We start from the raw sequence: 21,938 nt of genomic DNA on the forward strand, positions 1-21,938 counted from the left end.
TTTCTTTTTGTTTAAAATAAATCAACTTTGGGCACTCACCAGCTGTGATTGCCTCCATACATACTAGTCTTCATTGTGCTCCTCCTAATTTATGCCGTAATCGCTGAATACGATGGTTTACAGCTTCCAGCGTCTTTTTTTCTTTATTTCTATTTGCAGTCATATTTACTGTTGCAACGAATGTTTGTTTCGCTTGCTCTGCATAGTACAGTGCCACGTCTAATGATTTTGTTTTATGTTCATAGTATTTAGCCAGCTCGATATACGGTTCCACACTTTTCAATGTCCGCTGCTGTTCTTGCTGAATATGTACTTTCCATAGTTGCACGGCCTCATGTAATTTGTTTTTCTTTTTAAAATACGCTGCTAGCGGTAAGCTAATCCCTGTTACTTCGCTGTTTCTCTGTTCATGATCATGTAGTTCATATACGTACTGCATCAGCTCATGAGCGTCGTCTTCTTTTCCGATTCGTATAAACCATTGCCCTAATTGAAATATTTCTTCCGCTCTCATTGCAGTAATGTCCAGCTTGCCCTGCACTGCTTGACAGAGGTGAATCGCTAACAGCACAAGCGATACAATATCCTGCTCGTTATGTTCAAACACCCCTTGCAGTAACGTATTGTCTTTCTCCGCTAAGTATTGAAAATATAATTGGGGGGCCATCGAACCAGGTACATCACCTTCTCGCTCAATGCCTAGTTTCATTTGCTCTACATGCTGCAATCGGCACGTTGGTAAAATTCTTTTCCACAAACTCCGACTTGGATGTAAAAAGTCAAAATGATGTAGCGTGCTATCTTCCCACTGTATGCGGTGCAGTACAAAGCGATTTTTTATCAATGGCCAATCAAAAGATTTTCCGTTATAAGAAACCCAGTGCGGATAAGCGCTCATTTTATGTTTCACATAACGCAGCATCGCATTTTCTTCTGATGGGTTTCGCATAAAAAGCTGCTCCACGACAAACGCATCATGTTCAACGTCAACGTATCCCATCCCGATGAGAAAAGGAATATTTCCTGTTCCCATGCCAAGTCCCGTCGTTTCGCTATCAAAGAAGAGCAATTGATCGTACTGTACGGTGGATGGAGCAACATCACTTTCAGTTTTAGTTTCAGCAGCAGTTGAAACCGTGGCTTCAACAGCAGCTTGACTAGAAATTTGAGTAGTCGCTTCAGATGCTTCAGGCGTATGTTTCTGTTTCTGTTGTATGAGCTCTGTTAATGCAGCGGCTTCGATGAGAAATTGCTGTAACATATATTGTCCAAAAGTGGTGTGCAATGGGAACTTTTTTATGCGCCTCACAAACCCGGTAGATTCATACGGATACCATGCTGCTTGCAGCGCAGACCAATCCTCCTTCTGCTCTTGTTTTTGCAAAGAAGAAAGAGGCAAATGGGAAGAAGGAGATGATGATATTACGTTATTGTTATTGTATGTTTCCGACACTTGGTCTTTGTGGTTATCTATATGAGGTTCCGCTGTCTGCTTTGATTGTTTTAGACGCTGCAATCCTCTTTGCAATCGGCTCATGAAACACCCTCCCATTTTTCTTTTAAAATAACATGCTGCCTTTACGTCTGGTTACTAAGGTGTAAAGGTATATTACATTATTTCTTCATCTTCATATTTACAATAGCTCATCCAACAATTGGAGCGCATCTTGCTTGCCTGTACTTCCGACTTCTTCTCTCACCCCGACACACGCTGGACAGCCACTTTCACAAGGACAAGATTGAATGAGAGACTTTGCTTGTATCATGATGTCATCGTGGATATGATACAGTTTTGCACTAAGACCGATGCCACCTGGATAGCGATCGTAGAAAAATATCGTCGGCTGATCCGTATGAACCGCCTTCACTTGTGGGACGACTCGAATATCGAAGCGATCACACATTAAAAACACAGGTACGATATGTCCGAATACATTACTCAGTCCAAGCAATGCCTGCTCCCACTGCACAGATAACGATGTCACTAACGCGGAAGAAAAAGCAATCCAATATGCGCTCGTATGCATTTCTTCTTCTGGTAAGTGGATCGGACCTGATCCAATGTTTTCATGTGTGCGCAATCGAATTTTTTTGAAAATCGTCGGCTGTGCATTGACCGTGACCTCTCCAAAAGATCGCTCCACACGTTCCATTTGCTGATGCTGATCGGTATGAAGAACTTTAAACTGCACCGCCAAGCTGGCATCGGTAAAATAATCGACATCCACCTGTCTCACATACGCTTTTTTCTCTTCATAATCAAGCTTTTCTACTTGAAACTGTACGCCTTCGTGTAAGTAAATTGCTTCTTCATGCACAAGTGTTGGCGCACTAAATCGATCCACTTCCCCAATGACTTTACTGCCTTCACTCAGGTCAATGATAACGACATTTTCTTGAGCTGCAAGACGCAGAGAAATGTTATGTGCAGGGAAAGATTGACTCATCCAGTACACTTTGTTTTGTACACGATGCAGCGTCTGTTCCTCTACTAAAAAGTCTAATACTTCTTCTAATGATTCCTCTCCGAACGTTTCTCCTTGCTCGAAAGGTAGTTCATAAGCAGCGCACTTCACATGATCGATAATGATGTGTAAATTATCTGGATCAATTCGCGCTTCTTCTGGTGCGGTTTCGAAAAAGAAAGAAGGATGCTGAATCACATGCTGATCCAGCGGATTGCTACTGGCGACCATGATTGTAAGCGAGCTTTCGTGTCTTCTCCCTGCCCTGCCAGCTTGCTGATGTGTACTCGCGATCGTGCCTGGATAGCCGTTCATGACACACGCCTGCAATTGACCAATGTCTATTCCGAGCTCTAATGCATTCGTACTGACAACACCTTGAATTTCTCCTGTACGCAATCCTTTTTCAATCTCTCTTCTTTGCTTAGGTAAGTAGCCACCCCTATAGCCGCGAATCGTCTTGTTGCCAATTTTACGCTTGATGATATCTTGTAAATACGTGAGTAAAATTTCCACGCGTACACGACTTCGTGCAAAGACGATCGTTTGAATCTCGTTTTCTAATAACATGGTAGCGATTTTCTTCGTTTCGAGTACACTACTTCTGCGAACACCTAATTGCTGATTCACGACAGGTGGATTGTAAAAAACAAAATGTTTTTCTCCTGACGGAGCCCCATTATTATGTATGAGAGTGACTTGCTCCCCTATTAATCGTTCCCCATGCTCTTTCGGATTAGCGATCGTAGCAGAAGCACAAATAAACTGTGGATTCGAGCCGTAAAAGGCGCAAATTCGTTTTAATCGGCGAATCACATTGGCAACATGACTGCCAAACACCCCTCGGTATGTATGGACTTCATCGATGACGATGTATTTTAGATTCTCGAACAACTTCACCCACTTCGTATGATGCGGTAAAATTGCTGCATGCAGCATATCTGGGTTCGTTACAACGATATGACCTGCACTGCGAATTTTCTCACGAATCGTTGGTGGTGTATCGCCGTCGTACGTATGTGTGCGTATATCCACTTCCATCTGGTCAATCATCTGTTGCATGGATGCAAGCTGATCTTGTGCTAGCGCCTTCGTTGGGAATATATACAGCGCTCGATGCTGATCGTTTTTCATGATGGAATGGAGAACAGGCAAGTTGTAGCACATTGTTTTTCCAGACGCTGTCGGTGTGACAACGACGATATGGTTTCCTTTCTCCACGGCTTGAAAAGCAGTTGCTTGGTGTGTATAGAGCTGCTCCATCCCTTTTTCTTTGAGGGCTTTTCTAATATCAGAGTGTAGCGCTTCTGGCACATTTACTGTTTGTGCTGGTTTCGCTGGCTGAACATGCCAATGGGTCACATTTTCCATAAAGGAAGGCTGCGATTGCAGATGTTGGATAAAGGAATGAATGTGTTTATACTTTGCTTGTATCGGGTTCATATTTAACGCTCCATTACAATAGACTATAACTTTACTTTCAAACGAACGAGCCGTTCATGATTTCATTCTATTATAGCATTGTATGCGAACATTTGTTGCAAAAAATGATGTGGAATAAGTTGTTAGTGAAGGCTATAGCGTAATGGAATACAGCAATGAAATGAAGTGATTGAACCATCATTAGAATGGAGTAACAGAAATACATAACACAAAAAAGCCATTTTGAAAAGGAATCAAAATGGCTCGTGCTTCTTATATATAAGTTGATTGAACTTGTTCAACAACTTATTACCGCTACCATAAGATGGAGAAATTACAATATTACAGCCTTTGCGCCTGGCTACTGAGGCGCAAACATGGTTATCATTATTTCTTGATCAGATAAGTTGATTGAACTTGTTCAACAACTTATTACCGCTACCATAAGATGGAGAAATTACAATATTACTACCTTTGCGCCTGGCTACTGAGGCGCAAACTTAGTTATCATTATTTCTTCATCTTATATATTTCTTAAATTTTAACCTCAGCTTCTATATTACGTAAAATAATTTGAGTTAAGGCATGTCCACTTTCAAGTTCGGAGACTTCTTGTAACGCCCCTTTGTATCCTGCTTTTTCCACAATACGTTGTAACTTCATGGACTCCTCATCCTCAGCAAAACGATATTGCAACGCAGCGGCGATCGTTTTCGCTAAATGGACGGGTTCTTTCCCAAGCAGTTCATAATATTGTCTCGCTGGCGAAATCAATCGATCGTTAGGCCCAAGTTTACGAATAGGACCACGTGCAACACGAGTAATATCATCATTAATATACGGATTTTCAAATCTTTCTACTATTTTATTGATATACTTTTGATGTTGATCTGCATCAAATCCATATTTTTTAATTAATACTTCACCAGTCTCACGCAACGTCGCTTTTAAATCTTGTTTTACACTCTCATCTTCTAACGCTTCTTTGATCGTTTTTAGCCCTGCTTGGTGACCTAAGTAGGCCACAGCAGCATGTCCAGTATTTACGGTAAATAGTTTACGTTCAATAAAAGGGATTAAATCTTCTACATACGTTACACCTTCAATAGTAGGTACTTCCCCTACCATACTGGAGCGATCAACCACCCACTCGAAAAACGGTTCTACAGACACCATTAATTTATCTTCATTTTCTTGCAGCGGTACAATGCGATCGACAGCAGCATTAGGAAAGGCAAACAGTGCGTCAAACTTTGCTTGATCACTTTCAGCAATAGCTGCATACACTTTCTCTTTTAAAAACGCACTACCACCAATCATATTTTCACATGCGATAATATTTAACGGTGTACTATTGCTTCCCACTCTTTGTGTTAGTCCTTTTGCTATGAGACCAGCAATTTTTTCTAGAATATGAGGACCAACGGCTGTTGTAATGATATCTGCCTCTGCAATTTCTTGGATAACCTGTTCTGGGTTCGTTAAACTATTGATTGCTCTTACATTGGTGATGGTTGTTTCCTGGCTGGATTCTTCTGCTAAAACGACACGATATGCTCTTTTTTCATTCAGCAAAGAAACGATTTCTTCATTCACATCTACAAAGCATACTTCATAACCCGCATGTGATAATAAACCTCCAATAAAACCTCTACCAATATTACCAGCTCCGAAATGTAGGGCCTTCATGTTAGTTCACCTCGTTGAATAGACTCAGCATTTCACTTTCTGATGAAGCTTGTAAAATTTTGTTGATGTTTTCTTCTTCTGAACATAAAATCGCTATTTTAGAAAGAATGTCAAGATGCTCATTTCCTTTACCTGCGATACCAATCAATACTTTTACGATATTTCCGCTTCCAAAATCTACTCCGTTAGGAACTTGTACGATAGATAATCCAGAGTTTAACACCATTTTTTTTGCATCTTCTGTACCGTGCGGGATAGCAACAAAGTTACCCATATAGGTGGACGTTAGCTCTTCACGCTCTAACATTTTTTCAATATAACTTGCTTCAACGTGTCCGTTTTCCACGAGAATTTGTCCTGTTTGTTTAATTGCGTCCTCTTTACTGCTGAAGCTCGCATTCAATGTAATATTTTTTTCGTTTAAAATGTTTTTGTCCATGATTATGACTCCTCTATGTTGATATTGGTTTTTAATTCAAAAAATGTTCTTAATTCATGTACTAAATATTGATATATTGCTTCTTCAGAACCCGATTGAAACGTTTGGATAGACTTTTCATCGCGAATCATTAATGAACTGATAGCACTGAGTACTTCGAGTGTCGCTTCACTTGCCTCTGTTGGGCTTAACATGAGCAGTATCGTCTCTAGCGCTATCGTTGAGCCATCCATCGCTTTTACCGTGATGGGGTTGAGTAACGTAATCATATGGAATGAAGGAACATTCACGTCATTATTTCTAGTATGGTATAAAGCCATCGTCGTACCTGGAATACCTAAAGCACCCATCTTCTCTCGTTTCAGCAAACTTTGAAACACCTTGTCTGCATCGCTCACGTTACCTTGCTCTTGCAATCTTTCACACACATCACGTAGTGTGTCTTCAAGCTGCATTTCTTTCTGTAAGTGAAAAAGTTTAAAGCCTTTCATGATGTCCATAATGATGACACCGTATAAAATCATTTTTTCCAATTGCAGTAAAAACGATTTACCATTCACCTGATTTTCTTTGCCTTTATACTCCGCTTTTTTGTGTACCATGGATTTTTCATTCATGAGTGAACTTAGCACTTGTTTAAGATCCATTTTGGACAGTAGCGGACTGACTAGCGTGTACTTCTCACTAAAATCTTTGAGCGGCACGGTGGAAACGATGATGTCATATGCATAATTTTCAATCCTGTCGAGTTCAAACAACGAAATGTTTTCTGTTTTCAAGCCTGGAATCTCGTGTTCTAACCTTGTGGAAAGGATTTTGGACGTGCCTATTCCACTGGAACATACCACTAAAGCTTTATATTCATTACTTACATGTTGATTTAATAAAGCGGATGCAAAATGCATAACAAGATAACCAACTTCTTCTTCTGGCACATCTAAGTTCGGGAAGGCTTCTGAGATGCCTTCTTCAATGATGTGAAATAAGTCGTCGTATTCTTCTTTTATCTTCGATAGTAACGGGTTAGAAATGTCCATATTTTGCTTTATTCGATGAATGGCTGGCTTGAAATGAGCAACTAACCCTTGGAATAAGGAAGCATGATTGGTCAAATCATAGTCCAACTTTTCACTAATAATTCGAATGAGATGTTGTATGGACACGCCAATGTTTAACGTTGAATCTTCTAAAAAATCTTCGTAGTCATTGCGAATTTTTGCTCCCATTAAATGCATCGTGATATAACCTAGCTCACCTTGTGATACTTGGATATGGAGCGCACTTTCTAATGCGGTTGCCATTTTTTGAGCGACTTCGAATTCTTTGAACTGTTTTAAATTGTTTAGTTCATCGATATCAAATGTAATTTCTTCCCCTTGCTGAATGCGTTCAATAGCAAGCGCGAGATGAATGATTAATCCGATATAAGAGCTGTCCGCGATGTCGTACGGCAAGTCGTCTTTGATGGCATTGATTTCTTTTTCAATAAGAAATAATTTGTGTTTATCGACGAATCCTAATAGTCGATTGTTAATGTTATCTATGGCATTAGCATCCGTTATTTTAGTTTGCATGCTATCTTTGATCAGCGATATGAGCTCAAACTCATTTAAATTATCGTTAATATTTTTACTCATAAACTTTCTTTTCGCTGACTCATCTCCGACGATTTCCACACCATAGCCGCGCTTGCGCAGCAGTGTTAAACCAAAGGCATGTAACTGTTCTTCTATCTTGTTTAAGTCGTTACTGATCGTAGCAATGGTTACATCTAATTCATTTGCTAGAGATAGCAGTTTAATTGGTTCTGATGTCGATAGAAGTGATGATAAGATCACCATTTGTCTTTCTTCTTGCGTATATTCATTGTGGGAGATGTTAAGTAAATAACGCTGGAGCTTGTCTTTTCTTTCGGTTTCACCGATTAACTTAATTCCTGCGCCCGCCTTTTTATCTAGTCTCATCCCAAATTGATTTAATATATGCTCTACTCCTTTTAAATCCCGATGAACCGTACGAGAGCTAACATCCAATTCTTTAGAAAGTTCTTTTACCGTTGTCTTCTCGGGTTTAAAAACTAATAGTTCCATAATTTTTCTTTCTCGGGCAGAAATATAAATCGTAACCAACCCCACTATTTGGAAAGTTAAATATTTTATTTAGTTTGAGCTAAACGCATCATAATTATGACGAACCATCTCCTCATATCAAATGATATGAAAGTCTGTAAGCTCATTCAATGAAATGAAATTAGTGTTTTGTCAGCAGTATTGATGACATGATTAAATTGTTGTATTTCATAAAAGGAATAGGAGCTGATCTTTGCTTTAGATCAGCTCCTTCCACCGTTATTTTAAGTTCTGAATTAATTCATCGTACTTAGGACTGTTCAAGAAGTTTTCTACTGAAATATGATAAGCACTAGGTAGCTTGTCTTTCGCACGAGATGTTAAGTCTTTATGCGTTACAATGACATCTGCATCATTCGGAATATTGTTAATCGATGTATTCGTAATATCGATACTTAAACCAGCCTTTTGCGCTTTATTTTTGAGGATTGAAGCTCCCATCGCACTGGAACCCATTCCTGCATCACACGCAAAAATTATTTTTTTCACATTGGAAAGATCTTTATTGTCTTCATTGCTTTCTTTTGCTTCAAACGTATTGGCAACGGAGCTCTTTTTCCCTTTCATTTCTTGCATCTTTTCTGCTGCATTAGAAAGGTCTTCCTCGTTCCCCTTGCTTAATTTTAAAATCAATGATGCCACTGCAAACGATACAGCTGTTGCAACAAGCACCCCTAAAATAACACCTAAGTGTCCTCCTCCTTTTGGAGTCATCGCCAATAAAGCAAAAATACTTCCTGGAGATGGAGGTGCTACTAAACCGACATTAAATAACGTAAACGTAAACACACCACTGATTCCACCTGCAATAGCTGCAAGAATTAACATGGGCTTCATTAAGATGTATGGGAAATAAATCTCGTGAATCCCACCAAAGAAATGAATTACTGCTGCCCCTGGAGACGTTTGTCTTGCTGTTCCTTTACCAAAAATCATAAACGCTAACAAGATGCCTAAACCTGGTCCTGGGTTAGTCTCAAGTAAAAATAGAATGGACTTTCCTGCTTCAGCAGCTTGTTCCGTCCCAAGCGGACTTAAAATACCATGATTGATGGCATTGTTTAAGAACAATACTTTTGCTGGTTCAATAAAAATATTTGCAAGTGGCAACAATCCTGCATCGATAATCGCTTCCACACCACTCGCTAACAAGTTGTTTAATCCTTCAACAACCGGTCCAATTCCCTTAAAAGCAATAATCGTTAAAATACCTGCTAAAATACCTGCTGAAAAGTTATTGACTAGCATTTCAAAGCCTTGTCTTACTCTGGGCTGAATAACACCATCTAACTTTTTAATCAAGTATCCACCTAGTGGACCGACAATCATAGCTCCAAGGAACATTGGAATATCTGTTCCTACAATAACACCCATTGTGACGGTAGCACCGACTACACCGCCTCGGACGTCGTAAACCATTTTACCCCCTGTGTAACCAATTAATAATGGGAGTAAGAAAGTAATCATTGGTCCTACAAGCTGAGCTAAATCTTCATTTGGAAACCAACCTGTTGGAATAAATAACGCGGTAATCAATCCCCAAGCAATAAACGCTCCTATATTTGGCATAATCATGCCACTCAAGTAACTACCGAACCTCTGTATTTTTGTACGAAAACCTTTGTCTGCCATATTATTTCTCCTTTTCTTTCATGGTGTTGTACAATCATGATGACTATACGTCTATACTAATCTGAGAATGAAGCGTTTACAATTCAAAGAAAAACCCTTTTTGTCACGAAGGATGTTGCCATATTTAAAATTGCTAAAAACTACAGCAGCTGTGGCTACTTCGTCTTACGATGTATTTGTACTACATGCGCTTATTGATGGAAAATGCTGCTTTTGAAGATTATGGTATGATAGAAAGAAGATAAAAAATATATGGAGTAGACTTCACTTTATTCATGTCAAGGAGCAACGAGATAATGATAAAAATAACTATAAAACCGATGATTTTTTTCTTATTTTTTCTTATGATTACCGGTTGTATGCAAGAGGATACAACGTTACTGGTTGAAGAGCATCATGAGGAGCAAGACGAAGCCTATCCGCTAGGGGAACAAACAGACGATGATCAAACCATACAAACTTTTGTACCAAGCATAATAAATACGTTGAACGATTTTGTGGGGGAACATCAAAGTGAGAAGGAAAAGATGACAACACAAACAGAAGAAGGAGACATGACAAGGCAAAACATACTAGAGGAGATGACATTGGAGCAAAAATTAGCGCAAATGCTCTATGTTGGTGTGGATGGCACTTCCTTATCTTCTTTGGATCAAACGTTGATAGCAGACAAGGATGTTGGTGGCATTATTTTATTGAAAAATAACGTAGAAGACGAAATGCAGCTGCTTCAGTTCATACAAGACATTAAAGCAGCCAATGGCGACAATATGCTGCCACTGTTTATTGGTGTCGATGAGGAAGGCGGCAGAGTCAGTCGTATACCGGAAGAAATTTTTCCTAACTTACCTAGCAACGCCTTAATTGGAACGTTGAACGATGCGGAGTTATCTCATACTATCGGTGCACTACTTGCTAAAAAGGTTCAGTATTTTGGATTTAATATGAACTTTGCTCCCGTCTTAGATGTCAACAACAATCCACTTAACCCTGTTATTGGCGATCGCTCTTATAGTGCAACGGCAGATGTCGTGACGACGCTAGGTGTTGCCACGATGAAAGGAATGAAAGAGCAACATATTATTCCTGTCATCAAACATTTTCCTGGTCATGGGGACACGGTCGTTGACTCTCACTACGATTTACCTGTCATCCATAAAACGTTAGCTCAGCTGGAAGCGTTAGAACTTATTCCTTTTAGAGCAGCAATCGCAGAACAAGCAGATGTGGTGATGGTTGCCCATATTTTATATCCTTTGCTGGATGAACAATATCCAGCAACGTTATCTTCGAACATTATGCATGATTTACTACGTGAACAACTACAGTTTGATGGTGTGATTATGACAGACGACATGACAATGGGAGCCATTGTGGAACACTATGGTTTAGCAGAAGCAGTGCTACTATCGATGCAAGCAGGAGCGGACATGGTGATGGTTGCCAATCACCAAACTGAACATATGGAACACATCATGAGTATGCTGACTCAAGCGGTGGAAGAAGGAACATTATCTATAGAAAGTATCGATGGAAGCGTGCTCAGAATAATAAAGTTAAAGGAGCAATACATACAAGATTCAGCTGATGATTCACAACTAGCACCTCTACAAGCAGATCAAATTACAGAAGAAATAGAGCACATATTACAGCGCATGAAACAAAAATAAGGAACAAGGAAAAGTCAGATGGTGTGAATAACCATCTGACTTTTCTCTTGTTGCATAACTATGGTATAACGATATAAATGATATCACTGTATCAGTATATTCCCAACATTAGTCGTTCAATATGATACCGTATTTTCGAAGAAAATCACGCACTATCGGAAGACTTTTATTAATGAATGGCACAGGATCATCGTCGACTTGAAGTACATAATTCAAATAATTGACTCTTCGAGCTGTCATCAATACATCTAAATCGTAGTCTGTAAAGTGAGGTAATGTCCGCACTTTTTCATAACCTTGATACAACTGCTCTTTCACTTTTTCTATATCGAAATTTTCATCGTAGTTGTAATAATAAAGTACACAAGCAAATTCATGTACAGGAAGTGCCAGCATGCAATCTTCAAAATCAAGAATAGACATTTCGTCGCCATCTACTCTAACATTCCACGGATTTAAATCAGCATGAATAAATTGAATGTCGTTACTGTGATGAACATAAAATTTAGCTAACTCCTGATCTAAAAATGGAATGATTTGATCCATCAATTGATGGTATTCCTCTGTCAAGAAACGCTGATATTGTTTTTCCTTGTAGACGGCTTGTTCCCCTTTGAAATACAACACTTTATCCCATTTGCGTGGATGTACATGATCTGGAATTTTTACGCCGAGTGTTGCTTCATGCAAGTGAGCCATTTTTTCTCCTAGTTGAATAAAGCGCGCTTCATTTTCATGTCCATCCAAATCTTCTCCTTCCAGCCATGTAAACAAAACCACTCTTTTAGGAAAAGCAAAATGTTCTGACGAAATGAGCTGAACGAATTTTCCATCTTTTCCACGCACTACACTAGGAATGACAACACTATTCTTTTTAACCACGATGTCCATATAAAATAACTCTGCTTGATTATCTTCCAACGTACTCGATTCTTCTTGATATATTTTCAAAGCATATACATTATTTTCTACATCTACCCATTTGTAAAAGACGTTGGTTTCTTCCGTTAAATATGAAGTTGATTTTAATGGTACATCATATCTTTCTACCGCCAACTGTGCGATGTGATCGAACTTTTTTCTATTTTCCATTTATATAGCCTCCTCTATGCTATTTCATTGTTACGTGCATATGGATGATAGTTAACACAAAGTTAACTATATAAATAGAATTACAATAACATCATCATCGGTATCAACCTCCTCAACCTTACTCTACTAATATAATATAGATTAAATATTTATTCCATACTTTCTTGCATGATTGAAAAGAAAACTATGTTATAATTACCTTACTTTAACAAAGAAGGGACTGGACTATGCGCAGAAATCAATACCTTTAACCTTATCTAAAATATTCAAAATTAGAGGTGAAAGTGTTGATACAAACGAATGTATACACAAAGCGTCTGCATTTAAGAAAATTAGAACAAAACGATGCTGCATCCCTGTTTACCATTTGGTCAGATCCTGACGTTACTCGCTTTATGAATATTGATGCTTATACAACAGAAGAACAAGTGCTGCATATGATTGGCATACTCAACAAGCTTTTCGAAGAAAACAAAGCGATACGATACGCTATTATCAAACTAGATACGCATGACATCATTGGTACGTGCGGATATAACATGTTTGACTTTGAAAATGAAGTAACGGAGATAGGATACGAACTAGGTAAAACATATTGGGGACAAGGCTTTGCTGCTGAAGCCATCCAAGCTTTATTAGACCATGCGTTTCATACGCTTTCGTTACACAGAGTAGAAGCAAAAATAGAGCCTAATAACGTAAATTCCATTCGATTAATAGAGAAACTGCAGTTTTCTCTCGAAGGTACGAAGAGACAATGTGAAAAAATAAATGGAAAATGGATTGATCTTCATCTGTATGCAAAATTAAATGAAGCATCGCCCACTTGACGACAATAAATGAACATAAAAGAACAACAAGCCTATGCGGCCAACTGCCATAGGCTTGTTCCACTATAGCATTACTTTTTTAATCAACTACAATGGAGGATGAACATAATGAGTGCAATCGTTTCAAAACGCTGGGTATTAGCAAGAATGTACGAACCAGATGTCATTATGGTGGACTGTCGCTTTCCACTCGCTAGCGCTGATCGTCATGCAGGAAGACACCAATATGAACAAGACCATATTCCTAGAGCGATATATTTAGATCTGGAGCAAGATTTATCCGGTGAAATAAAAAAACATGGCGGTCGACATCCTCTTCCCTCTTTGGAGCAGCTAGCAACAAAATTAGGTAAAATGGGAATCAATGAACATGTTCGCGTTGTTGCTTACGATGATCAAGGAGGCGCAATGGCTTCACGACTTTGGTGGTTACTTACTTATATGGGGCACAAAAAAGTGTATGTCATGGATGAGGGATATACGAAGTGGAAAGAAGAACAATATCCTGTAAGCAGTGAGCCTCCTGCTGTGGCTGTACCTGTGCATTTCACCCTAGATGTTCAACAGCATATGCTTTTTACTGCTGCGGATGTCAAACAACATTTGGATGATCCGCGTAGCTTACTTGTGGATTCCAGAGAACGTAAACGATACGAAGGCAAAGAAGAACCAATAGATAAAAAGGCAGGAAGAATTCCTGGTGCTAAGCATTATTTTTGGAAAGAACTGTTGCATGAGGACGGTCGTTTGAAATCTCAAACAGAACTGCAACAGCATTTTAAGTCTATAACCAGCGAACAACATAAACAAATTGTAGTGTACTGTGGATCTGGCATTACTGCATGTCCTAACGTGTTAGCGCTACATGAAATAGGTATTCATGATGTGAAACTGTATGCTGGTAGTTGGAGTGATTGGATTTCTTATCCTGACAATCCAATTGAACTTTGATGCTTGTGTTCATCAATCACCATTCCATAAATTTCTGCTCTGAAATGATGTTATACCCATGCTGCTTTAAAAGTGCTGTGGTCACTCCCTCTCCTACTATTTTTTGACCTGAAAATTGCCCATCATATATGAACCCACTGCCGCAAGATGGGCTGTTTTCTTTTAACACAATACAATCAACATTCAACGATTTCACAAGTTCTAACGTTTTATAAGCTCCCTCCACATATTTTTCCGTTACATCTTTACCTGTGCTATCGATGACTTTAGCTTTCCCTTGTAATACGTCTTTCCCATTTCCCCCCACGATTTCGGCTGGCTCTCTTGGCGTTGTCAAGCCTCCCAACAGCTCTGGACATACAGTTACCGCTTCTTCACGTTCTGTTAACTGCTGAATTTTACGTATGAGCTGATCTCCACCATCATATCGGCAAGCAACACCTGCCAAACAAGCACTTACCATGATCATACTGTCATTCCTCCTTCACGTATAGCTGATACGACCTTTATAATTTCAAATTATGATTTATTTTATCATATATAAATAAACTTTAACTTCCTCACTATGTACTTGCCGTGCCTCCTGATATAGTAACGACATATGCTGTATTACTTATCTATATAAGATGAACAAATAGCGAGATATAGGTTTACGCCTCAGTTGCCAGGCGTAAAGATCTTCATATCGAAATTTCTTCATCTTATGCTTAGCGGTAATAAGTTGCTTGAACAAGTTCATTCAACTTATCTATATAAGATAAAGAAATAATGAGATATAGGTTTACGCCTCAGTTGCCAGGCGTAAAGGTCTTCATATCGAAATTTCTTCATCTTATGCTTAGCGGTAATAAGTTGCTTGAACAAGTTCATTCAACTTATCTATATAAGATAAAGAAATAATGAGATATAGGTTTACGCCTCAGTTGCCAGGCGTAAAGGTCTTCATATCGAAATTTCTTCATCTTATGCTTAGCGGTAATAAGTTGCTTGAACAAGTTCATTCAACTTATCTATAAGATAAAGAAATAATGAGATATAGGTTTACGCCTCAGTTGCCAGGCGTAAAGGTCTTCATAATAGGAGGTGTCTTTCCTGTGGTTCATGCTTCTCCACTAAATCAACGCTTCTATAGTCCAAAAACCATTCTCGGCGTGTTTGTGCAATCTATTGTTACCAACGAACTGACAAAGCAGCAACCTAATATTTTGAAATTCCCTAATTTTAAAGCACTAATAGACGTCAGTAGACAATTGGAAGAAACCATTGCCGTTTACTTCTTTTCTGAGCAGCATATCAACTTTAAAAAAAAGCAAATACATGGCATTGCATACAATCATCAGTTAAATCGATGGGAACATGATTTTTTTCCACTGCCTCACGTCGTGTATCATTTCAGTAAAAAAACAAAAAGAAATACAACTATACTTTCCACGATGAAAAATAAATATCGTATTCAATTTATCAATACCCCTTTAGATCATAATACGAGTTGGAAAGAATACGAAATATTAAGTAAACAAGCTGACATCAGAATACCTTACAGTACGCAAGGAAATTTGAGATCACCATCCATACTAAGGAGAAAAATGGCTGGAATGTTAGAGCAATACCCTATCCTTCATATTAAAGGAACTTTCGCTAAAAAAGAGCGAGAGATGAAAATAACAAAAGTAAATCACAATCGCATCCGTTATCATTTAAAGTTAAAAAAACCAATTACAAAACATGTGAAAACAATGGCCGATTTGATCAAAGTATTCAAGCGTTATTACAGCGCCAATATCATCACTATTCAACAGCCCATTCCTCATCTCCAAGTCAAAAGCCAGCCTATTCATTTTCGAGCAGAATTGCAGCGGGGCCTTGATGGTGAATTGAATGTAACGGGAATAACAGCAAAAATAGGACAAATGAATGCCCTAACTACCGTTCAAGGTCAATACATCACATTTGAGCAATGTATGAAAAAACATTTTAAATTTAACGATATAAGACTATCTCAACTAAAAAATAACATCACGTATTTACTGCAAAAAACGCATATTACGTTAGAAGAGTATTATGGCAAAATGGGTGAAATCGGTGTGGACTTTGCTCTCGATCAGCAATTAAATTTCTGGTATATAAAAAGCAATCGGAGATCTAACAAACAAGCTTTCTGTAAGGCACATGTCCAAAAACAAATTGAAGCGCTTTACTTAAATACACTCTACTACGCACAATATCTTCAGCGAAATAGATAAATCATATTATGTATGAACAACTTCTTTTACTGTGTTCGTCAAACCTTCCCTACTGCCCATAATTAAATTTTTCTTGCCTAATTGTACAAAACATTGATGCTTGCACAATTTACATTCTCCAAGGCAGCTTTTCATTTTATGTTTAGCATCTGGAAAGCTTTTTTTCAACGATTTCACGACTGCTTTTGCTTCATGTTTTTTTATGTTTTTACAGCAGTAAGAAATTTTCATTAGATACCGGTTCCTTTCTTTCATATATCATTAATTAAATGATAATGGTTTTCATTATCACTTGTCAAGATGGGTCAAGTCATGACTGTACTTAGGCCTTACCCTAACATTTTCAAACTTTCGAAAATAAATCCGACAAAAACAATAGAATTTTACTTCAATTACCGCTATAATCTCTTATAGAGTGTGATATGAATGCATATTCCACAGAATACTATTCATTTCGGAGGAGTTATTATGAACAAAATTTTAATTTTTGGACATCAAAACCCTGATACAGATTCCATTTGCTCAGCACTTGCTTATGCAGATTTGAAAACACAATTAGGTCATCAAGTCGAAGCCATTCGCCTTGGTAATGTGAACGAGGAAACACAATTTGCATTAGACTACTTTCAAATAGAAGCACCAAGATTGGTGGAGAGTGTATCCAGCGAAGCAAAACATGTCATTTTAGTGGATCATAACGAACGCCAACAAAGTGCAGCAGATATTGATCAAGTTGAAATTACAGAAGTCATTGATCACCACCGTATTGCAAATTTTGAAACGAGTAACCCACTATATTATAGAGCAGAACCTGTTGGTTGTACGGCAACCATTTTGAACAAAATGTACAAAGAGAACGGAAAGCAAATTCCTAAAAACATTGCTGGACTAATGCTTTCTGCTATTATCTCCGATTCCCTTTTGTTTAAGTCCCCTACTTGCACTCCAGAAGATGTAGCGGCTGCAAAAGAACTAGCTGCTATTGCAGAAGTAGACGCAGAAGGTTATGGTCTGAACATGTTGAAAGCAGGAGCAGATTTAAGCAGAAAAACAGTCAAAGAACTGATTACGCTTGATGCTAAAGAGTTCCAAATGGGAAGTAGCAAAGTAGAAATAGCACAAGTCAATACAGTGGATACGAACGATGTACTTACACGTCAAGAGGAATTAGAAACGTTACTACAAGCTACTATTGACGAAAAACAATTAGATTTGTTTATGCTTGTGATTACTGACATCTTAAACAACGACTCCGTTGGTCTTGTACTAGGAAAAGAAACTAGCGCAGTAGAAAAAGCATACGATGCTAAAATAGAAAATAATACAGTAACATTAAAAGGTGTAGTTTCACGCAAAAAACAAATCGTTCCTATTTTAACGGACACATTAACAAATGCATAATATAGGATTGTAACATTGAAGGTCATGCAGGATTGAAGTAGTCCCAGGATAAAATACATGCATGTACCTCATTTATGAAGATACAACTGTATATCTTTTTATGATTAAAAAAACTGGTTGGTAGGTAGTCACTTCAACAAGGTTAGCGTTATATTCTAACTTTAAGAGTGTATTACCATGACCAGTTTTTTTAGTTTTTTTACATACTGTACATCCCACAACCTCCGTCTGCCTTGACATCTAGCACCAATGGAGTATACTAAAATATATGTTGATGAGTTTAAACCAATGAACATAAAAAGGAGAAACAGGACATGAGAAAAAAAGAAATAACAGATGAATTGTTGGAACATACCATTCAATTATTCAATGAAACGACACCAGTATTTCATGTTCTTCATGATGAAAATAGACAACGAATTTTGCTTGAAATGGGCAGAGAAGACTATTTAAATGTAAATCAGCTGACAGAAAAAATACAATTATCTCGTCCTACGATCTCTCATCATCTAAAAATTTTAAAAACAGCTGGCTTCATTAAAGTAGAGAAAAAAGGAACAGAAAGTCACTACTACTTGACATTAAAAAATTCCATTGACCAAATGGAAAAATTAATTGCAGCAATAAAAAAAACATGTCATCTAGTTTAACTTCATAAGATACAACCAGAGCAGTTTTCGGATAAATAAATAACATACAAATGATGTTTAAAATTTTCAGATTATTGCAAAGGGGAGTTTATAAGATGATTGAAAATATAGTAAAGAAACAGAAAGAATATTTTAAAACAGGCGAAACAAAAAGCATTGCATTTCGAATTCAACAGCTAAACAAGTTAAAAGACGCCATAAAGCAAAACGAGCAAGAAATACTAGATGCTTTACAAAAAGACTTAGGAAAACCTTATTTTGAAGGATACACGTCAGAAATAGGTTTTGTACTCGATTCCATTAAAAATATCAGCAAAAATTTAAATACTTGGGCAAAAGATAAAAAAGTAAAAACACCAATACACCAAGTTTTATCTAAAAGTATCATTCGCAGCGAACCTTATGGAACGGTACTCATCATTGGTCCATTCAACTATCCATTTCAATTATTAATTGAGCCCATGTTAGGCGCATTGGCTGCAGGAAATACCGTTGTTCTAAAACCCTCTGAGTATACAGTACAAACGGAAAAAATAGTACAAAAGATCATATCTGAAACATTCGACGAATCCTACATTGCTGTCGTTACAGGTGGAAAAGAAGAAACACAGCAATTGTTACAGCAATCATTCGATTATATTTTCTTTACTGGCAGCACGAGGGTGGGTCAAATTGTCATGGAAGCCGCTTCTAAACATTTGACGCCTGTCACACTAGAACTTGGAGGAAAGAGCCCCACGATTGTTGATAAAGATGCCAATTTAGAAGTCGCAACAAGAAGAATTGCTTGGGGTAAATTTGTGAATGCAGGTCAAACGTGCGTCGCTCCAGACTATATTTACGTTCACAGTGCTGTGCAAGAACAATTTAAAACGGAATTAATCCAACGCCTGAAAGAATTTTATGGTGAGAACACTGAACAAAGTCAAGACTATGGTCGCATTGTAAATGAAGCTGCCTTTCAACGTCTTACATCGCTCATAGATAAAAATAAAACGGTCTACGGAGGAGAGCATAAGCAAGAAGACTTGTATATTGCGCCTACATTATTAGATAACATCACTTGGGAAGATGCTGTGATGGAGGAAGAAATTTTTGGACCTATTCTGCCTATTTTAACGTATGATAATGTGGATGACATCATCAAAACCATTAACAACCGTCCAAAACCACTCGCCTTGTATGTGTTTACTGAAAATAAAGACGTTGTAGATAAAATTTTAGCAGAGACTTCGTCAGGTGGAGTTAGTGTTAATGACGTCGTTTCACACTTAGCAAATCCTAATTTGCCTTTTGGTGGCGTAGGAACAGCTGGTATGGGAGCCTATCATGGTCAATATAGTTTTGACACTTTTTCACATAAAAAAAGCATATTGAAGAAATCAACAAAAGTAGATTCGAAAATTATATTCCCACCTTACAAAAACAAAATTAACCTCATACGCAAAATTTTGAAGTAGTGTGTATGTTTAAAATAGTGTGTTTGAGTATAAAGGCTAGTGCGATCTATGTAAGTGAATGAACCAACTTTTTCGCGCAAAAAAGGAGTGAACATGATTCACTCCTTTTTAACTTATGAATAACAATGGAAATGTTGTTCTTTCTTCTTCAGGTGGTGTAACTACCCTTTTACAGCATTAATTTTTTTTAAAAGTTAATCATACTTTATCTAGCTCCTGATCCAAAATCATTACGAACACTAAAGTCCGATTCAAACATGATAATATCGCCAGCTTTGAACGTGAAATGATTCCCTCGATCATCCACACTACTAGCCACTTGCCCTTCTATCGCCCACATGTTTGCATATGGAGCATCATACCCCAATATAGCTGCATCATCACGTACACTTTGAATGACAAAGTTAACCATAATATAACCACCCGTTATAAATTCCTTCTCATGCGTGTCTAGTGCACCATTATATTGGTTAGCAAGTGCTAAAATATCTGTCCCTTTGGGCAAGATGTATGGCGCAATCGGAATACTGTACTCTCCATACCAATGTTGAATGCTACGTGAAGCTTGATGACTTTGGACACTGCTTGGTACGTTAGATTGCGGGCCAATTAACGTTCGAGACGGGTAACCTAAAAACATATAGTCAAAGCCATGTCCTATCGTAATATCCCGTTTGACATAGTCTTGATAAAAGGCGTCAAAAGAGTGTGTTTTCTGACTTATGAAGTTGTATTCATATAATGCAGCGTGTTCTAGTTCACTCTTGTTCAGATTGCGAAATGGATCATTCAACTGGTACATGCGTTGATACGTCTGCTTGTCTAAATCTGAACCCACTTTAATCAGTTTTTTATCCGAAGTATCATAATATAAATCCACTTCCGTCCCATGTCCACCACCATACGGAAAGAACCAGAAGCTAGGTATAATTTGAACGCCTTCATCTACATCCCAGTAGTTCCCGATCGTTTTGAAGTCAAACAAAAAGGAATAACCGTTGTGCGGTACATTTTCTGGATAATACGGATGGGAAGTAGGCCTAATCGGCAGCAGCCACTTTGGTTTGTTAGTATAGTTCGTCACGTTCCCATTTTCATCTCGGCCACCTGCATAGTACACATGGCCTGTATGAGGGAGCGAACCTGGACTACTTCGAAATACATCTTCAAAACGAAAATCACCGATGTCCCATATTCGAAAATCGAACACACGTCCAACAACCTCCACGTCCATCTGTTCTACAGCACAGTAGTTACTTATGTTTGCATTTTTATTGTATTCACATGCGTATATACCTTGATCATTGATCGCCCATGCTTCTGTCGTGGCAGTATAGTATCCTTCATCTACCCAAGTCGGGAGGTAGAATTTTATCTCATCTTGTCCTACTGGAATATCAATCCATGTATTTTCTGGATAGTACGTCGTTTGACTTTCGTTGTATACACCAAATGGAAATAGCACTCTTTTATTTTTGGTATAGTCTTCATAGTTTCGATCCCCATACCCTTTGATGTTGCTATGAAAGCCATACTCATCCATGTGTACTGTAAAATGACGATCTAATACTAACACACTGACACTAGTGTCCGGAGTGAGACTCTGATCAAATGGACGATTGTCATCAGGAATTTCGGCATAGTTGACTACGGGTGTATGCACTGTCACATCGTCTAAGTTAGCAATGTTCCCAGTAATTATATTGTCGTATGATCCAATTTCTTGTACTAGCTCATACGTAATCTCCCCTGTTGTTGGCGTGTTGGCTTTATTGGCCCTACCATTGGATATGATTAATCCATCTTTATATAGTTGACCATTAGCAATGTTCGGTGGAGAAGGAAAAGATTGCGGATCGTTCGTA

At 38.1% G+C, this 21,938-nt stretch carries 16 protein-coding genes and 1 pseudogene; 7 read left to right on the top strand and 10 right to left on the bottom strand.

The features are described 5' to 3' along the window. Nucleotides 1-70: 70 nt before the first annotated feature. The 6 genes from D1Z92_RS02620 to D1Z92_RS02645 all read right to left on the bottom strand — a co-directional run bounded on the left by D1Z92_RS02620 (nucleotide 71) and on the right by D1Z92_RS02645 (nucleotide 9,776). Nucleotides 71-1,537, bottom strand: a complete 1,467-nt coding sequence (locus tag D1Z92_RS02620; RefSeq protein WP_164931419.1) for a ribonuclease H-like domain-containing protein — start codon at nucleotides 1,535-1,537, stop codon at nucleotides 71-73. A 97-nt stretch (nucleotides 1,538-1,634) separates the two neighbouring features. Then, the gene (locus tag D1Z92_RS02625; protein ID WP_128894096.1) at nucleotides 1,635-3,908 is read right to left on the bottom strand and encodes a DEAD/DEAH box helicase; all 2,274 of its coding nucleotides are present in this window, start codon (nucleotides 3,906-3,908) and stop codon (nucleotides 1,635-1,637) included. 513 nt (nucleotides 3,909-4,421) lie between these two features. Continuing rightward, entirely contained in the window at nucleotides 4,422-5,576 is a 1,155-nt protein-coding gene (locus D1Z92_RS02630; RefSeq protein ID WP_128894097.1) for a mannitol-1-phosphate 5-dehydrogenase, read from the bottom strand. A gap of 1 nt (nucleotide 5,577) precedes the next feature. After that, nucleotides 5,578-6,015 (bottom strand): PTS mannitol transporter subunit IIA, encoded by a 438-nt coding sequence (locus D1Z92_RS02635; protein ID WP_128894098.1) that lies wholly within the window; start codon nucleotides 6,013-6,015, stop codon nucleotides 5,578-5,580. A 2-nt stretch (nucleotides 6,016-6,017) separates the two neighbouring features. Continuing rightward, the gene (locus tag D1Z92_RS02640) at nucleotides 6,018-8,150 is read right to left on the bottom strand and encodes a BglG family transcription antiterminator (RefSeq protein WP_276318856.1); all 2,133 of its coding nucleotides are present in this window, start codon (nucleotides 8,148-8,150) and stop codon (nucleotides 6,018-6,020) included. Between the two features lie 213 nt (nucleotides 8,151-8,363). Next, nucleotides 8,364-9,776, bottom strand: coding sequence for a PTS mannitol transporter subunit IIBC (locus D1Z92_RS02645; RefSeq protein ID WP_128894100.1), 1,413 nt, complete (start codon nucleotides 9,774-9,776; stop codon nucleotides 8,364-8,366). A gap of 296 nt (nucleotides 9,777-10,072) precedes the next feature. On the opposite strand from D1Z92_RS02645, the gene nagZ reads away from it, so the two are divergent. Then, on the top strand, nucleotides 10,073-11,446 hold the full coding sequence (gene nagZ, locus D1Z92_RS02650; RefSeq protein WP_164931420.1) for a beta-N-acetylhexosaminidase: 1,374 nt from the start codon (nucleotides 10,073-10,075) through the stop codon (nucleotides 11,444-11,446). 108 nt (nucleotides 11,447-11,554) lie between these two features. Here the strand turns inward: nagZ and D1Z92_RS02655 are convergent, their stop codons facing one another. Beyond that, the gene (locus D1Z92_RS02655; RefSeq protein ID WP_128894102.1) at nucleotides 11,555-12,538 is read right to left on the bottom strand and encodes a phosphotransferase enzyme family protein; all 984 of its coding nucleotides are present in this window, start codon (nucleotides 12,536-12,538) and stop codon (nucleotides 11,555-11,557) included. A 290-nt stretch (nucleotides 12,539-12,828) separates the two neighbouring features. Between D1Z92_RS02655 and D1Z92_RS02660 the strand changes: the two genes are divergently transcribed. Beyond that, nucleotides 12,829-13,368 carry a GNAT family N-acetyltransferase gene (locus D1Z92_RS02660; RefSeq protein ID WP_128894123.1) on the top strand — a complete coding sequence of 180 codons (540 nt, stop codon included), beginning with the start codon at nucleotides 12,829-12,831 and terminating at the stop codon, nucleotides 13,366-13,368. Between the two features lie 108 nt (nucleotides 13,369-13,476). Then, the gene (locus D1Z92_RS02665) at nucleotides 13,477-14,319 is read left to right on the top strand and encodes a sulfurtransferase (RefSeq protein ID WP_128894103.1); all 843 of its coding nucleotides are present in this window, start codon (nucleotides 13,477-13,479) and stop codon (nucleotides 14,317-14,319) included. Between the two features lie 16 nt (nucleotides 14,320-14,335). On the opposite strand, the gene D1Z92_RS02670 is transcribed toward D1Z92_RS02665, so the two are convergent. Then, on the bottom strand, nucleotides 14,336-14,788 hold the full coding sequence (locus D1Z92_RS02670) for a 2-thiouracil desulfurase family protein (protein ID WP_128894104.1): 453 nt from the start codon (nucleotides 14,786-14,788) through the stop codon (nucleotides 14,336-14,338). Between the two features lie 625 nt (nucleotides 14,789-15,413). Between D1Z92_RS02670 and D1Z92_RS02675 the strand changes: the two genes are divergently transcribed. Further along, a complete protein-coding gene (locus D1Z92_RS02675) occupies nucleotides 15,414-16,562 on the top strand; it encodes a YheC/YheD family protein (protein ID WP_164931421.1) in 1,149 nt (382 codons plus the stop codon). 6 nt (nucleotides 16,563-16,568) lie between these two features. Here the strand turns inward: D1Z92_RS02675 and D1Z92_RS02680 are convergent, their stop codons facing one another. Continuing rightward, entirely contained in the window at nucleotides 16,569-16,793 is a 225-nt protein-coding gene (locus D1Z92_RS02680) for a hypothetical protein (RefSeq protein WP_128894106.1), read from the bottom strand. Between the two features lie 237 nt (nucleotides 16,794-17,030). Here D1Z92_RS02680 and D1Z92_RS02685 point away from each other — a divergent pair, with 237 nt between their 5' ends. The 3 genes from D1Z92_RS02685 (at nucleotide 17,031) to D1Z92_RS02695 (ending at nucleotide 20,073) form a co-directional block, all read left to right on the top strand. Continuing rightward, nucleotides 17,031-17,963, top strand: coding sequence for a manganese-dependent inorganic pyrophosphatase (locus D1Z92_RS02685; RefSeq protein WP_128894107.1), 933 nt, complete (start codon nucleotides 17,031-17,033; stop codon nucleotides 17,961-17,963). A 314-nt stretch (nucleotides 17,964-18,277) separates the two neighbouring features. Next, nucleotides 18,278-18,613 carry an ArsR/SmtB family transcription factor gene (locus D1Z92_RS02690; RefSeq protein ID WP_128894108.1) on the top strand — a complete coding sequence of 112 codons (336 nt, stop codon included), beginning with the start codon at nucleotides 18,278-18,280 and terminating at the stop codon, nucleotides 18,611-18,613. 95 nt (nucleotides 18,614-18,708) lie between these two features. Then, nucleotides 18,709-20,073 carry an aldehyde dehydrogenase gene (locus tag D1Z92_RS02695; protein WP_128894109.1) on the top strand — a complete coding sequence of 455 codons (1,365 nt, stop codon included), beginning with the start codon at nucleotides 18,709-18,711 and terminating at the stop codon, nucleotides 20,071-20,073. A gap of 205 nt (nucleotides 20,074-20,278) precedes the next feature. Here the strand turns inward: D1Z92_RS02695 and D1Z92_RS17195 are convergent. Further along, nucleotides 20,279-21,938, bottom strand: a pseudogene (locus D1Z92_RS17195) (DUF5704 domain-containing protein); the annotation flags it as partial.

It is taken from the genome of Longirhabdus pacifica (assembly GCF_004115085.1).
Lineage (GTDB): Bacteria > Bacillota > Bacilli > Paenibacillales > DSM-105158 > Longirhabdus > Longirhabdus pacifica.

What these genes read in the sequence shown, in the direction of transcription:
- D1Z92_RS02620 (WP_164931419.1), bottom strand. Translation starts at nt 1,537, where the DNA reads ATGAGCCGATTGCAAAGAGGATTGCAGCGTCTAAAACAATCAAAGCAG.
- D1Z92_RS02625 (WP_128894096.1), bottom strand. Translation starts at nt 3,908, where the DNA reads ATGAACCCGATACAAGCAAAGTATAAACACATTCATTCCTTTATCCAA.
- D1Z92_RS02630 (WP_128894097.1), bottom strand. Translation starts at nt 5,576, where the DNA reads ATGAAGGCCCTACATTTCGGAGCTGGTAATATTGGTAGAGGTTTTATT.
- D1Z92_RS02635 (WP_128894098.1), bottom strand. Translation starts at nt 6,015, where the DNA reads ATGGACAAAAACATTTTAAACGAAAAAAATATTACATTGAATGCGAGC.
- D1Z92_RS02645 (WP_128894100.1), bottom strand. Translation starts at nt 9,776, where the DNA reads ATGGCAGACAAAGGTTTTCGTACAAAAATACAGAGGTTCGGTAGTTAC.
- nagZ (WP_164931420.1), top strand. Translation starts at nt 10,073, where the DNA reads ATGATAAAAATAACTATAAAACCGATGATTTTTTTCTTATTTTTTCTT.
- D1Z92_RS02655 (WP_128894102.1), bottom strand. Translation starts at nt 12,538, where the DNA reads ATGGAAAATAGAAAAAAGTTCGATCACATCGCACAGTTGGCGGTAGAA.
- D1Z92_RS02665 (WP_128894103.1), top strand. Translation starts at nt 13,477, where the DNA reads ATGAGTGCAATCGTTTCAAAACGCTGGGTATTAGCAAGAATGTACGAA.
- D1Z92_RS02670 (WP_128894104.1), bottom strand. Translation starts at nt 14,788, where the DNA reads ATGATCATGGTAAGTGCTTGTTTGGCAGGTGTTGCTTGCCGATATGAT.
- D1Z92_RS02680 (WP_128894106.1), bottom strand. Translation starts at nt 16,793, where the DNA reads ATGAAAATTTCTTACTGCTGTAAAAACATAAAAAAACATGAAGCAAAA.
- D1Z92_RS02685 (WP_128894107.1), top strand. Translation starts at nt 17,031, where the DNA reads ATGAACAAAATTTTAATTTTTGGACATCAAAACCCTGATACAGATTCC.
- D1Z92_RS02690 (WP_128894108.1), top strand. Translation starts at nt 18,278, where the DNA reads ATGAGAAAAAAAGAAATAACAGATGAATTGTTGGAACATACCATTCAA.
- D1Z92_RS02695 (WP_128894109.1), top strand. Translation starts at nt 18,709, where the DNA reads ATGATTGAAAATATAGTAAAGAAACAGAAAGAATATTTTAAAACAGGC.